We start from the raw sequence: 13,404 nt of genomic DNA on the forward strand, positions 1-13,404 counted from the left end.
TTATGGACCATGCTTCACCATTCCCTGGTGGCGGGCATGGTCTCATGAACGTGGAGCACAATTAGGAACACTTATTTAGAAGGGTGTTGATTGTACCAGTACTTGATAACAGCATCGTCCATCCAAAAGGTTAACGAACCTCTTTGAGTTAACGCTTGATTGTATTGCTTCCAGTTGGTGATTTTGCCCTTGGCTTTGCCCATGATGCGACCTGATGGTAAGGTTTCACGATCAGATCACAGATGAGCAAAATGGTTCAATTTGATTTAGGCAACAATGCCGCTGTATCGACCAATTCAGTTTCAAAACCATCCACTTTTATATCCTGTTGTTTGCCACTGATGGGATCGATAAAGCGCAAGCGACAAGCCATCAGCTTGAGGGGCTTATTGAAGTTATCTTCGCTCCTGGGCTGCAACTCAGGGTAAAACCTGTCGTTCAGCAGTGGCATTCCGAGGCTCTGCATATGCAGCCTGAGTTGATGAGTCTTACCGGTAATTGGACTTAGACTGAACAGCCCCATATCGCCATTAACGGCGATGAGACTGATTTCCGAGTGACTGTTGGCCTCCCCCTCGGCCAAGCGCATGATAAAACTGGGCTCGCCCTTGATGAGGCGATTTTTCACTGTCCAGTGCAGCGGCAGGCTAAGTTCACCAGTTGCCAATCCCGCCTGAAGCTCTGGCGTCAGCCGCGCCAGCGCCTGGTAGTCCTTGCGTATCTGGCCTTCACGGAACAGCGCATGATAGGCATGCCGGGTTTCGGGATCTGTGGACATCAGCATGACTCCGGCCGTTTCTCTGTCCAGCCTGTGTGCCGGCGCTATGGTTTCTATCCCGGTGCGGCGCCTTAACCTGTGCACCAGGCACTCGTTGACATAGTTGCCGCTGGGAGTCACAGGCAAAAAGTGCGGTTTGAATACCAGAATACTGTGCTCGTCCTGAAACAGGATCCGCTCTTCAAAAGGGATCCGGGTTTCTTTGGGGACTTCACGGTAATAGTAGACCCTGGCGGTAGGCCGATAAGGGGTATCGGCCTGGATAGGCTCGCCATTTTGCCAGTGTACCTTGCCGGTTGCGACCCGCTCACGCCAGACATCGGCATCGATGCGGCTGAAATGGTCGATAAGAAAGGCCAATACAGTGGGCTTATCGGTCACATCCCTTGGCAAGACAACATAGGAGGGCTGTGCGGCTCTGTCTGTTTGGCTCATAACTCTTCCGGCAAAATAAAAAATGGCGACTCGGGGCCGCCATTCTACTCTATCTGCCTCAGATTATTCGAGGCGAGTACACTCAAAGCTGCTGCTGAACATGGGACTTAATCAACTTGAGCACAAAGTCCATGGTCTTGTGGCAATCAGGTTGATTCAACAACAGCTGTTTGTCCTTGTTGTATAAGGGCAAAACCTCCAACCAACGCTGGCTCACCCAAGCGGCATCATCCAGATGCACTTCTGATGAGTAGAGCCCGCGCAAATCCGGGTTGACCTCATAAAACTGCTCCAGTGCCGCGCTGATAAGGGTGAACTCGCCCCGAATAGGCTCCTCGGCCCAGTTGGGACAATCCATTACCTTTGCCAGCCAGCGGCCATCTTTTTCCTGTTTGGCGGACAGGACTTTGACCCTTTGCTTGCCTTCCAGGGTGATACTCAGCGAGTCATCTTCGAGCTGATTGAAGTCGATGAGCTCGCAGCGAGTGGCAATGGGAAAACTGGGCGGCATGGCAACGTTATTACGCATTCCGAAAGCCAGCGGATATTTCCCCTTCAGGACATCGGCCACCATGCTCAAGGTAATGGGGTCAAGGATCCTGATCTCAAGCCGTCCACCTGGCAACAACAAGGCATCATAGGTCAGTAACGCCATTTCCTGTGTATGCATAGCAACCTCCTTCCCCTCGGGGAGTGAGCAACCGAAAGCGAACCTGAGGTTCAACATTCGTTTTAAAGTCTAGCAGTTGCTGAAATTTCATCCATTGGCAATTTAGGCTAGTCCTTAGGTCTGCTAATGAGTTAGACAGGCGTTGAGTGGATTTTGTTGCAAGCGTATTTATAGAAGCTCCAGCCTTTGGGCTATTTTGCCGCCGAGAAATACCTCGGCAAATTCATCAGCCAATCTGTTACTCATATCGGCGGCGCGGCGCCAATATTGAATTCGACTGGCACTATCCAAGGTTTCAAAGTCCTTGCGATCTGGAATTTTGCCATAGGGTAACGAAGCGACAAACTCCTCTGTGGGTGCCAACACCAAAGCATTGTGATAACGGCGCTTGGCCCGGCGCCAAGGCAAGGATTTATCGAACCATCCCGGCGCCATATGGGGATAAAAATGCGGATACAGGGTCAACCCCGGCGCCCGTGACAGCGGCAGGTCGAAGTGGTAATCGGTGATGCCGCCATCATAGAAGTGCCCGTTGGTCACGCCGCGGATTTCGGTTACCGGTGACAGCAGCAACGGAATAGAACCTGTGGCCAGCAACACGGCTTCGATATTGTCACTGCTGAGCAAGGCGCTGTCTCCCGGGAGATCTTTCAACTGAGCGAAGGGGGAACCCTCTATGGCAGAGGCGAATACCAGACGCTCAAAGTGCCACCCCAAGGTGCGGCGACTGACAAGGTTGGTCATGGCGGCAGCGCCCAGGCCTGCCGCCAGCGCCAACTTACTGCCGGCGCGGTTCAAGTGACGGGCGCGGCATACCACTATGTGACTGCGAATATGCGGCTGTTTGAGGATCTCTTCGGCGCCGCTGGTGCCTAAAATCCCGCTGACTATACCGCGGACCTGGCGGCTGACCTCTTCCCGACTCGGACGGGTTTCATAGCGCTGGCCTATGTAGAGCTGTTCCAGCCTTTGATAAGCCGCCAGCGGATCTGCCTGAGCCAGACAGGCCAAACGCCAGGCGCCAGATGAAGCACCAATAGTGTAGAGCGGAGTCTGCCTCTGTTTGAAAAACTCACCAAACAGGTATTTATCTAGCCCGGCAATCCCCAGCCATTTGGGACCACCGGATGCCGCCAATAGTTGAGTAAAATGCTCAGGCTTTAAGCCCTGTTCCATCAATGTCTGATGGGCGTCTGTACCGGCAAGAAATCGCAAGTTAGCCAAAAAGTCACTCCCTGAGCCGCAAAAGTCACAGGCAAGATACCGCAGCCTTGCACGGCAGCCAAGTTTGACTCAGTATTTCCCCTCCTCCCGACGGCTCCGAAAACGGCCGGGATAGCCCTTGTTTAAATGTCCAAGAAAATGTTCTAAAGACAGATTTGAAAGTAGAGATAGTCATAAATAGGCTGTTAACTCAAAAACCACTGTATAAATAAAAGCAAAACAGCCAATTAACCCCCAAATAAACCCAATATCAGCAGATATCGCCAAAATAGGCAGCTCCCCAAACAACCAAGTTCAGGGAAAGATTTTCTCGAAAAAAACCAAATGTTTCTAGAACGCTGCGCTCTGAGTTATCACTTTTACGTCTAAATGCATCAATTGTAACAATGCTACTATCCGCGCAATAAAAATGCAGTTTTGAATCATTCAAGAGGTCGTATGCGCTTAGCTCTTATTTCACTGGCAGTGGCGAGTCAACTGACTGTTCCTGCCGTCTTTGCTGCCGAAGAGCAGCCCAGTATCGAAACCATCTCCGTCATAGGTTCACGTATCGCCCTGCGGACCGCCACCGACAGCGTGGCACCGGTCGATATCATTACGGCCGAACAACTTGAAGCCACTGGCATGACGGAAACCGCCAAGGCGCTGCAGTTTGCCGCACCTAGCTACAGCTTCCCCTTCTCCTCGGTCACCGATGGCTCAGATGCGGTGCGTCCCGCCAGTCTGCGCGGCCTGTCACCGGACCATACCCTGGTGCTGGTTAACGGCAAACGCCGTCATGGCTCGGCACTGGTCCACCTCTCAGGGACTGTGGGCAAGGGCTCGTCCAACGTCGACCTGAACGCCATCCCTATGACGGCCATCAAACGCATCGAAATTCTTCGTGATGGCGCTTCGGCCCAATATGGCTCTGACGCCATAGCCGGGGTGATCAACGTAGTGCTCAAAGACAACAGTGAAGGTGGCATGGTATCGGCCCAAGCCGGTCAAACCTATCAGGGTGATGGCGAGCAGTGGCGTGTCGGCCTCAACCACGGCCTCAGCATAGGTGACACTGGCTTTGTGAATCTGTCGCTGGAAGCGCATCACAAGAACAGCACCAATCGCGCCGGTTTGGATCCGCGTCAGCAATATCCATTGCTGGCCGATGGCAGCCCGGATCCCCGCGAACAAACCGTTAACCGCAAGAATCACCATGTGGGTGACGCCGAATATGACAACCTGGGGTTGTTTCTCAATGCCGCTCAGGAGTTTGCCAATGACAGCAAACTGTACGCCTTCGGTGGCTTGAGCCAGCGCGAGACCCGCTCAGGCGCCTTCTTCCGCCGTCCACTGGATAGCCGCAATGTTGCCGAAATCTATCCCGATGGTTTCCTGCCGCAGATAACCCCCAAGATCACAGATCAGTCGCTGCTGCTGGGTTATGAATTTAACCTGGGCGAGTGGCAGTTGGATGCCTCGGCCGGATACGGCAAGAACCGCTTTAAGTACCGGGTCGAGAACACACTCAACGCCTCTTTGGGCCCCGGCAGCCAAACCGAATTCAACGCAGGTACCCTGTCCACCGAAGAGTGGAACCTGACTCTGGATGCCTCACGTTACTTCGACTTTTACAATGACTCAGAGCTCCTGGTCGCTATGGGCACAGCCTGGCGCCAGAACGCTTATCAGGTGGAAGCCGGAGAGCAAGCCTCTTATATCAATGGCGGTTATCAGAACAAGGCCGGTGGCAGCCAAGGCTTCGGCGGCTTTACCCCAGAATCGGCGGTAGATGAGGATAGAGACAACATAGGTGTCTATCTCGAGGTGGAAAACCAACTGACCGACGACTTCTACTGGGCCGCCGCGGTGCGCTATGAAGACTATTCCGACTTTGGTGACAACACCAGTTGGAAGCTGGCAGCCAGATACGATCTGACCGACAACCTGGCACTCAGAGCCACTGCCAACACCGGCTTTCGTGCCCCCAGCGTGCAGCAGTTGTACTTCACCAATATCTCGACCCTGTTCAACCCGGATCCCGTGACAGGCCAGCTGGTACCGACCGAATCGGGCACCTTCAACAACCTGTCTTCCGTGACCCAGGCGCTGCAGGTAGGCAAGCTGCAACCCGAGTTGTCAGAGTCCTTCAGCCTGGGACTGGTGTACACCAATGATTCCGGTCTGGCGGTGACTCTGGATGCCTATCAGATCAGCATAGATGACAGAATCGTGCTCTCCAGCTCACTGACACCGGCCGACTCCCAGGTGGTGGCAGATGCACTGGCCGGTACCAACGCCGAGTCGGCACGCTTCTTTATCAATGCCGTCGATAGCCGCACCCGAGGTGTGGATCTGGTGGTGACCCAGGACTTTGATCTCGGCAGCTACGGCGATCTGCGCGCCAGCCTGGCCTATGCTTATAACGACACGGAAATCCGCGATATTCATCTGCCAAACCTTCTGGATGGCCTGGAAGACCAGCTGTTTGACCGTATAGAGCAGACCCGGATGACCAAGGCCAATCCGAAGAACACAGGTAACCTGGGGCTGACCCACAGCCTGGGCGACTTCAAGACCAATCTGCGCCTGAGTTACTTTGGCCCCTACACCATAGGTTATTCCCGTGAAGACGTGGAGTACGACGGTAAGTTCACCGTGGATCTGTCGCTGACCTATGCGGCCACAGATAGCCTGAGCTTCACCGCCGGGGTGCAGAACCTGTTCGATACCTATCCGGAAAAACGTCCGGACGACAACAACTTCAACGGGATCTTCGTCTACCCCTTGACCAACACACCTTTTGGTTTCAACGGCGGTTACTACTTCCTCGAAGCCAGATACAGCTACTGATTTACCGGGAAACACATTTGCAGGGAAACATATTTGCAGGGAAACATGGGGGCCGGCGATATCGCCGGCCTTTGTGCTTTTTGGCGCTGATGCCGCTGATATCGGCCGCTTGGCGGCTCAAGCGTCTGTCTGGCGCCTGCTGCTTCTCAAAGAGATCAAACTTCCAGCAGGAATGCTATTATACTGAGCCAACCCTCTTTCCCCAGAAGATACAAAATGATAGTGGATACTCTGGCCAACCGTGGCCATTACCGAGTGCTGGGCCCGCGTATTCAGGCAGCCCTGGATTATCTGGCCGCAACAGACTTCAGCCAACTGGCCCCCGGCAGCTATGAACTGGATGGTAAAAAGCTGTTTGCCATAGTCAACGATTACCACACCAAGCCCAGAGAGACTGAGCCATTCGAGGTACATAGACGCTATCTGGACGTGCAGTATGTGGTCAGTGGTGAAGAGGAGTTTGGCTACCTGCCGCTGGGAGCCCAAACGCCCAGTCGCCCCTATCATGAGACGCACGACTATGCCGAGTTTGATTATCAATCCAACCGCCAAGCCGCAGCATTTATCCCTTTGAAGGCCGGCATGTTTGCCATTTTCTTCCCCGGAGACATGCATATGCCGGGTACGCTGGCCAAGGCCGTTGCTGTCCGCAAGGTAGTCGTAAAAGTACTGTTGGATTAAAAGAGCACTTGCAGTAAAACGCCCGCGATTGCGGGCGTTTTTGGGTCAGTGGTTTACTTATCGTCTTGGGTTGTGGGCTTGCAAAGCATCTCCTCGGCGCCATAGCCCCAGGTCACCCTGGCCTCGCCCTGATGCTCCCAGAAGCTGTAGTCACCGCCCTGATACTTGGCGCCGCTACCGCTTGGCACACTGAACATCAAAATGCTTCTGTCACCGCGCTCGGCAATCATGGTTGCCGGCTCTGTCTCGAAGAAAGTAGTCACCAACTCATTGGCCGGGTTGCCGTCACAGGCAAAGAATACCGGGCCGCTAAACTCCACCAAGTGATAACGGGCCTGCAGTTCCACTATCCGCCTTTGATATGAATCCTTGGTACATTGCAGCTTGTCTTCACTCTTCCAACATTCGTTGCGGCCCTTGATCCAGCCGCGCTGCTCGGCCTTGAGCAGGGGTGGCTGTTCATTGACCGCCTTGTCACTGGCCTTGGCATAAACTTCGGCCAGCTGCTGATCCAGCTTGGCAAGCTCGGGTTCCTGACAAATAAGCATCTCTATGCTGGAGGCCCGCTCGCCCAAGGCGTTGCAATCAAATGTCGGCAGTTCCCGCTCCGCCCCCTGGGGCGAGGTTGAGCCATCACCTGTAGCCAATGCGGCGGCAACATCCTGGCTGTTATCCAGTGCCTGCTGCCCGCAGCCACTGAGCGTCGCCGCGGCGACCAACGCCAGTACAAGCCCTGCCTGTGAAACTGTCCCCAAACTCATTTTTGCTCCTTAATCTTCTCGCTAGATCTACTCGCGGCTGCCAAAGCCTTTGCGCAAACTAATCCTAGTCTAAAACCCGTCGCCTGTCCGCTGGCTGAATTAAATGTCAGATCAATAAGTTGGCTACTAAGCCTTATCGACAAAATCCTGCAATGCCTGCAGGTTGGCTATTTTCAGCAAGGCGCCCTGTTTTATGACCAGGCCTTTGTCGATAAGCTCTTTTACCGCCCTGCGATAGACCCGGCCTGAGGTGCCGAATCGCTCCGCTTCCTGAGCCGGGCTGCCACAGGAACCCAGCATCACCTCTTCGTGTTGACGCCTGAGCAGATCGAAAGCGATGTTGTAGCTGATGGGGTGCAAGAGCCTATTGGTGTAGATGTCCAGCGAGTCCTGATAATCCCAGGCCAGGGCGCTGGCAAAAAAGAGGGTAAATTCGGGTTGTTGCAGCAGCATCTGCCTGACTTTCTTCAGGCATAACCGGCGGATTTCCATCGGCTCTTCGGCCACCACACTCCACTGACAACTGGTGGCGGTAAAGAACTCCATCTCACCGAAAAGGTGCCAGTCGCAATCCAGCTCCCCCAATTGAAACCTGCGGCCATTGACGGCGCAGATATTCATCGACACCCGGCCTTCGGGCACCAGGCACATATGGGTCAACTCCCGCCCCTGAGACAAGAGATCTTCACCGGCCTGCAGCAATTGGTTCTGGACGCAGCACTCGAGCATGGCGTCGCAAAACGCCTGGTGAGACTGCTTTAGATGCGCACTGAAACGCCCGGTGCTGTATGGTTGCAGCTGCATAACAACAAGCTCCCGTAAAGATGATGGCTCATGCTAGCCCATCAGCCTTACGGGCACAAACTTCAACAACAGAGCGCCTGCAGCGCCGCCAAAGACGCTAGCTTCTCCCCCTGCATCATGGCGCTATCGGCGTCGACATACTGGTTGATGCCCTGTTGTACATCTTCACCATACAAGACCACATTATTGAGCACCGCAGCCACTTCCAGGCCTCTCAGGCGGCCAAGCGTCAGCAGCGCGGCTGTTTCCATGTCGGCCCCCAAGACTCCGAGTCGATGCCAATGACGGCAAATCTCCAGCTCATCATCCCGGTAAAAACTGTCGTGTGAGCGCACTATGCCGGAGTGGAAGCGGCAATCGCGGCGCTGCAAATAGGCCGCCATGGCATTGATAAGCTGCCGACTCGCCAGCGCCGGGTAACCGGGCGGTGCATAACAAGCTGAGCCACCGTCATCGCGCACTGCGGCCTCGGCCAGAATCAACTCGCCCAAGGCTATCTGCGGCTGCAGCGCGCCGGCGGAGCCGACCCGAATAACACGGCGGGCGCCACACTGATACAACTCTTCCAGGGCGATAATCGCCGATGGTGCGCCTATGCCTGTGCTGCAAACAGTGACAGCCACGCCTTGGTAAAATCCGCCCATGCTGCGAAACTCGCGGTTCTCTGCCAGCAACCGGCCATCGTCCAACAGCGCGGCAATCCGATTGACCCTTTGTGGCTCACCGCAAAGGATCACCCGCTCACTCACCTGCGCCGGAGACAGACAGATATGCGGCTGTTTATCGGCGCTCATCAGCAAGCCTCCGCCGGACGGCTGCCATTGTCTTTGGCGGTACGCATCCACTGACGGGTGCCGTTGGCGGCAATAAACAGCAGAATGATGTATTCAATCGACAGGGCATAAACCCCCTGGGCGGCATAAATGCCGACACTGACCACATTGATAAGTACCCAGAGGATCCAGTTCTCGACATATTTTCGGGTCATCAGAATTTGCGCCACCACAGACAGCACTGTCATTACTGAGTCCCAGAAGGGGAAGGCATCCGGCTCCAGCACTGGCTGGGCCAGCTCGGCACCAAACAGGTTGAGCGTATCGACACTGACCTGGGCAAAGAGAGCAAATACCGGATCGATATAGACAGTCATCAGGCCGATACCCAGCACTGAGACCGCCGCGGTAAAGGCCAGTTTTTGCTTCGACAGCCAACGCACCTTGAGGGTGTCGCCGGTTTGCTGATCCGGCCGGGTCCAGGCATACCAGCCATAGAGGTTGGCGCAGAAGAAAAACAACTGCAGCAGCAAGATGCCGTAGAGCTGTATTTGATAAAAAATAATCGCAAACAGAGTGACATTAACCAACCCAAACAGATAGTTAATCGTTTTTTCCTGGCTGGCAAACCAGATACAGAGCAAACCAAATACTGTGCCCACGGCTTCAATCCATGACATGGCATAGCCACTGCCAATGGGAATGTTCACCAGAGTATTGTTGATATCAAACCAAGCGGCAATATCCATCATCTATTCCTTGCATTATTGTGTTTTGGGCCAATGTAAGCAGATGGCAAAGCTCAAGTTAAGGACATTTGTCCACCTTGGCTGATTTAAGTCACAGCACACAATTGTTTGATCTCTTCAGCACGACGTCCATGCCGGTCACAGAGGTTCACAATAGAGTTTTTCCACTTTTGGGATTCGCTTTTTTCGATTCGGCAACATTGGGCGCTATGTAACATTTTGGTTAACTCACTCAAGTCAGATGTGACTCAGTTCACTTTCCCCTGTTAGTTATCCCGCCATTATTCGGACATACCTTGGAAGCACTTACCCAGCTATGAAAGATATAAAACGACTGGACTATGAATTAATGCAGGTGCTTATCGCCATAGATGAGCATAGAAATTGCCAAAATGCGGCCCATGCCTTGAGGATAAGCAATTCTGCTATGAGCAGGTACCTCAAGCAGCTAAGAGAAATTTTTGATGACACCCTGTACATCCGCCGTGCCAGTGGTTTTATTCCCACCCATAAAGCAAGTCAATTACTGCCCATGATTAGGGAGTTGTGTCAGCGCTATCAGGAGTTGGAAAATCAGTTCACCGAGTATCAACCGGCCAAGTCACGGGAGCACTTTGTTATTTCCGTTTACGATGACTTCAGTCCGATTATTCACAAAATACTCAATAATAAGGTACGTCCTTTCGCTCCTGACATGAGTTTTGATATTCGAATTCTTTCCCACGAATACACCACAGAACTGGAAAACGGCAATATAGATATTGCCGTGATGTCAGAAAGTTATACCGGCGCCCATTTACAGGGCAATCTATTTGCCGAAGTGAAAAACCTGTATTTATTGGGCAGCCGTAAACATCCTTTCTTGCAGGATAATGTGCAGGTGACTTTGGAAGACCTGTTCAAATACCCTTATTATGAGATGGATAATTTCTGCGACCTACCCGAGCCTTTAATTGTCTCGGCAGCCAGACGGCGCAACCAGGATTGTGTCATTGCCGGCTCTACCGGGAGTCTGGCCAGCCTCGCCTGTGTACTGCTGGATATGCCTTACTACTCCATATCCTGCAATCTATTTACCACAGATTATATCGCCAGCTTTCCCAATCTTATTTATAGAAAACTGCCTCTCGAAATAAGTGAGACGCTGCTAAGCGAAATAAACACCAACAGAGATATAGGCCATTATGTCGTGGCCAGTGATCTAAATAAATCACAGGCCAGAGACTGGCTTAAGGAGGTATTGATCAGAGAGCTGAAAAGCGAATGGAATAGGGGAAGGTGCAAATAAGTCCTAGTGGCACTCTGGCTTACACAGCAATTGGCGTTCAAGGCATCTGACTGAAGGCATGCCGGGGCCTGTCAAAGTCGGATAACGCAGAAAGCCGATTGCTGTGAAAGCCCCGAAGGGCGTGGCTTACGGACCTGCCTGCTGTGTTGTGTTTCTTGCAAAGGACTAGGGCCATTTGCTGCGAACCACGCCTTGCATCCAGGCCTGTAAGCCGACGCAGAGCACACATGAGGCTTGTTCGCACCTTCCCAGGAAAACCCAACTCATAACAAAAAGTCTCCCGGAATGAACATGGCAAGAGTTCGCTCTTGTCAGGGGGAGCTATTACCTAAGGGATAACAAGATGAAACCAAAAATACTGAATATGGCCACATATTCGGCAGGGTTGGCTGCGCTCCTTTGTCTGCTGGGACAAGGGGTTCAGGCGGCAGACAGCTGCCTGAATTGTCACAGTGATCAAGCCAAATTACAGGCGCTGATAAAGCAACATCAGTTGGAAAAAGAGTCGCTCTCCGTCGAGCAACAATCTCTGCAACTTTTGGTAAGCCAAACAGATATGGGCAGTCATGCCGAACTCGGCTGTCGCGACTGCCACAGCAAGGCCGACAAACCAGAGGGCAGAGCCTGGCACCCAGGCGTTCTGGCCGATCCCAGTGCCGATGGCGGCAGTGTCTGTGGTGACTGCCATGGTGAGGAGATGATTACCAACTTCCGCCACTCACTGCACTTCACTGTCAATGGCGTTGCCAAGGGCTTGATGGAAAGGTTGCAGCAGACCCCAGAGCGGGCCCAGTTGTTTGAACAGATGCACAACGGCGAAGAAGGCTGTGCCAGTTGCCACGCAACTTGCGGCCAGTGCCATGTCAGTGCTCCCGACTTCGCCGGTGGCGGCCTTTTGAACAAGCACGCCTTTATCGGTACACCGGATCCGGTCAAGACCTGTGAAACCTGTCACTATGAAAATGCCGAGCAGCACAAAGAGCAAGATGTGCACGTCACCAAGCACAATATGAGCTGTATCGACTGTCACAGTGCACAACAGGAATTCCACGGTCGGGACATCAAGCAGATCCCCGAAGGCAGACTCTACAGCGAAGGCCCGAACAGTAACAAGACCGGCCCCTATGAGCAGACTCAGAAACGCGACATTATCGTGGTGAAATGTGAAGACTGCCACCAGGATAAAGTCGCCGATCACACCGAACTTCTAAGCGGTAAGGCCTCTCCCATAGATCACAATGCCAAGCTGAAATGTACCGCCTGCCACACCCAGCCCTACAGCAACTGCTTCGGTTGCCACCAGGACGACACCTTGTCTCTGGGCAACTGGCAGAGTCTCAAGACTGCCGAGACTCCGGAGCAGAACATCAAGCTGGGTCTCAGCATAGCCAATGATAAAAACAGCAAATTGATTCCGCTGAGCCATTCGGCCGGGATCAGTATCGATGCCGGGGTCAAGGTGGATCTCAAAGATCCGGCCACCAAATCCTATTGGGTGCCCTTTTCTACTCACTTTACCGCCAAGAACCCTCTGGCGACCAAGCAGGCACGCGAAAGTGGGCGCATGTGTGAAAACTGCCACAACACTGATGAGGATATCTTCCTCAAAGAAAGTGACGTTCATCTAGGAGAAACAGATCCCGTCTCAGAAAGCCAATGGATAGTCCCTAAAGAACGTTTACCCAAACACTGAGCCCAGGAGCCGAATATGAAACATAAGATGATAATCAGTTTACTGCTGTGCGGTCTTGGCAGTATGCAATACGCGCAGGCCCAGGAAAGCGCCTTTCAGACCTCAGGAGTGATCATGGGGCTGAGCAACTATCTGTGGCGCGGCCTGACCATCAGCGACGACAAACCCTCACTGCAGGCCGATATCATGTTGGAACATGAAACCGGTTTCTATGCCGGAGTCGCCTTTGAAACCTATAGGTATCAAGGCGATGAGGGCATAGAGAAAGATTATGAAATCGACTACTACGCGGGTTACTACCTGACGGTCAACGACGAGTTGGGCTTTGGCTTCAATGCCATGCGTTACACCTATGGTGACAATCACTCCAATCTCGAATACACACTGTCCATGGACTACAACAGCTTAAACTTGGCGCTCAACTATGATCAGGACTTTGAAACCTGGTACAGCGAGGCCAACTATGCGCTGCCGCTGGCACAATATGGCGAACTGGTGATCCATGGCGGCTATTACTTCGATGCCGAAACCATGGGCTTTGAAGATAAGGGGGAGCTTAAAAACAGCGCCTACGATCTGGCACTGCGCTACAGCTATCCCCTGTTGTCACAGTTGGATCTGCTGCTGGAAGCCAGTTATCAGGAGTTTGAGCACGACCACTATATGATAGGACTCGCGTTCAACTTCTAATCAAGCTAGTTAACGACTAATTCCTC

General features: G+C 53.0%; 12 protein-coding genes and 1 pseudogene. 5 read left to right on the forward strand and 8 right to left on the reverse strand.

Going from position 1 to position 13,404, the window contains the following annotated elements:
- Positions 1-86: 86 nt before the first annotated feature.
- The 4 genes and pseudogenes from RC73_RS21155 to RC73_RS11655 all read right to left on the reverse strand — a co-directional run.
- Positions 87-203: pseudogene (locus RC73_RS21155) on the reverse strand (IS5/IS1182 family transposase); the annotation flags it as partial.
- Positions 204-256: 53 nt separating this feature from the next.
- On the reverse strand, positions 257-1,213 hold the full coding sequence (locus RC73_RS11645) for a pseudouridine synthase (RefSeq protein ID WP_052248155.1): 957 nt from the start codon (positions 1,211-1,213) through the stop codon (positions 257-259).
- 82 nt (positions 1,214-1,295) lie between these two features.
- Positions 1,296-1,883 carry an LON peptidase substrate-binding domain-containing protein gene (locus RC73_RS11650; RefSeq protein WP_039034803.1) on the reverse strand — a complete coding sequence of 196 codons (588 nt, stop codon included), beginning with the start codon at positions 1,881-1,883 and terminating at the stop codon, positions 1,296-1,298.
- Positions 1,884-2,051: 168 nt separating this feature from the next.
- Positions 2,052-3,107: an alpha/beta hydrolase gene (locus RC73_RS11655; protein ID WP_039034804.1), complete on the reverse strand. Its 1,056-nt coding sequence runs from the start codon at positions 3,105-3,107 to the stop codon at positions 2,052-2,054.
- Between the two features lie 438 nt (positions 3,108-3,545).
- Between RC73_RS11655 and RC73_RS11660 the strand changes: the two genes are divergently transcribed.
- Both RC73_RS11660 and RC73_RS11665 read left to right on the forward strand, forming a co-directional pair.
- Complete coding sequence (locus tag RC73_RS11660) at positions 3,546-5,939, forward strand: TonB-dependent receptor plug domain-containing protein (protein ID WP_039034805.1); 2,394 nt, start codon at positions 3,546-3,548, stop codon at positions 5,937-5,939.
- Positions 5,940-6,155: 216 nt separating this feature from the next.
- Positions 6,156-6,620, forward strand: coding sequence for a YhcH/YjgK/YiaL family protein (locus RC73_RS11665; RefSeq protein ID WP_039034806.1), 465 nt, complete (start codon positions 6,156-6,158; stop codon positions 6,618-6,620).
- Positions 6,621-6,673: 53 nt separating this feature from the next.
- Here the strand turns inward: RC73_RS11665 and RC73_RS11670 are convergent, their stop codons facing one another.
- The 4 genes from RC73_RS11670 to pnuC all read right to left on the reverse strand — a co-directional run bounded on the left by RC73_RS11670 (position 6,674) and on the right by pnuC (position 9,710).
- The gene (locus RC73_RS11670) at positions 6,674-7,381 is read right to left on the reverse strand and encodes an MliC family protein (RefSeq protein ID WP_082014306.1); all 708 of its coding nucleotides are present in this window, start codon (positions 7,379-7,381) and stop codon (positions 6,674-6,676) included.
- A gap of 126 nt (positions 7,382-7,507) precedes the next feature.
- Complete coding sequence (locus RC73_RS11675) at positions 7,508-8,185, reverse strand: Crp/Fnr family transcriptional regulator (RefSeq protein WP_039034807.1); 678 nt, start codon at positions 8,183-8,185, stop codon at positions 7,508-7,510.
- A gap of 62 nt (positions 8,186-8,247) precedes the next feature.
- Positions 8,248-8,979 (reverse strand): nucleoside phosphorylase, encoded by a 732-nt coding sequence (locus tag RC73_RS11680; RefSeq protein WP_039034808.1) that lies wholly within the window; start codon positions 8,977-8,979, stop codon positions 8,248-8,250.
- On the reverse strand, positions 8,979-9,710 hold the full coding sequence (gene pnuC / locus RC73_RS11685; RefSeq protein WP_274380979.1) for a nicotinamide riboside transporter PnuC: 732 nt from the start codon (positions 9,708-9,710) through the stop codon (positions 8,979-8,981). The genes RC73_RS11680 and pnuC overlap by 1 nt, the downstream gene beginning before the upstream one ends.
- A 313-nt stretch (positions 9,711-10,023) precedes the next feature.
- Between pnuC and RC73_RS11690 the strand changes: the two genes are divergently transcribed.
- The 3 genes from RC73_RS11690 (at position 10,024) to RC73_RS11700 (ending at position 13,378) form a co-directional block, all read left to right on the forward strand.
- Positions 10,024-10,995: a LysR family transcriptional regulator gene (locus tag RC73_RS11690; RefSeq protein WP_082014307.1), complete on the forward strand. Its 972-nt coding sequence runs from the start codon at positions 10,024-10,026 to the stop codon at positions 10,993-10,995.
- A 343-nt stretch (positions 10,996-11,338) separates the two neighbouring features.
- Positions 11,339-12,688 carry a hypothetical protein gene (locus tag RC73_RS11695; protein ID WP_039034811.1) on the forward strand — a complete coding sequence of 450 codons (1,350 nt, stop codon included), beginning with the start codon at positions 11,339-11,341 and terminating at the stop codon, positions 12,686-12,688.
- A gap of 15 nt (positions 12,689-12,703) precedes the next feature.
- A complete protein-coding gene (locus RC73_RS11700; RefSeq protein ID WP_039034812.1) occupies positions 12,704-13,378 on the forward strand; it encodes a TorF family putative porin in 675 nt (224 codons plus the stop codon).
- Positions 13,379-13,404 lie beyond the last annotated feature (26 nt).

It is taken from the genome of Shewanella sp. ECSMB14102, from assembly GCF_000813075.1.
GTDB classification, from domain to species: Bacteria; Pseudomonadota; Gammaproteobacteria; order Enterobacterales; family Shewanellaceae; genus Shewanella; species Shewanella indica.

What these genes read in the sequence shown, in the direction of transcription:
- RC73_RS11645 (WP_052248155.1), bottom strand. Translation starts at nt 1,213, where the DNA reads ATGAGCCAAACAGACAGAGCCGCACAGCCCTCCTATGTTGTCTTGCCA.
- RC73_RS11650 (WP_039034803.1), bottom strand. Translation starts at nt 1,883, where the DNA reads ATGCATACACAGGAAATGGCGTTACTGACCTATGATGCCTTGTTGTTG.
- RC73_RS11660 (WP_039034805.1), top strand. Translation starts at nt 3,546, where the DNA reads ATGCGCTTAGCTCTTATTTCACTGGCAGTGGCGAGTCAACTGACTGTT.
- RC73_RS11665 (WP_039034806.1), top strand. Translation starts at nt 6,156, where the DNA reads ATGATAGTGGATACTCTGGCCAACCGTGGCCATTACCGAGTGCTGGGC.
- RC73_RS11670 (WP_082014306.1), bottom strand. Translation starts at nt 7,381, where the DNA reads ATGAGTTTGGGGACAGTTTCACAGGCAGGGCTTGTACTGGCGTTGGTC.
- RC73_RS11675 (WP_039034807.1), bottom strand. Translation starts at nt 8,185, where the DNA reads ATGCAGCTGCAACCATACAGCACCGGGCGTTTCAGTGCGCATCTAAAG.
- RC73_RS11680 (WP_039034808.1), bottom strand. Translation starts at nt 8,979, where the DNA reads ATGAGCGCCGATAAACAGCCGCATATCTGTCTGTCTCCGGCGCAGGTG.
- pnuC (WP_274380979.1), bottom strand. Translation starts at nt 9,710, where the DNA reads ATGATGGATATTGCCGCTTGGTTTGATATCAACAATACTCTGGTGAAC.
- RC73_RS11690 (WP_082014307.1), top strand. Translation starts at nt 10,024, where the DNA reads ATGAAAGATATAAAACGACTGGACTATGAATTAATGCAGGTGCTTATC.
- RC73_RS11695 (WP_039034811.1), top strand. Translation starts at nt 11,339, where the DNA reads ATGAAACCAAAAATACTGAATATGGCCACATATTCGGCAGGGTTGGCT.
- RC73_RS11700 (WP_039034812.1), top strand. Translation starts at nt 12,704, where the DNA reads ATGAAACATAAGATGATAATCAGTTTACTGCTGTGCGGTCTTGGCAGT.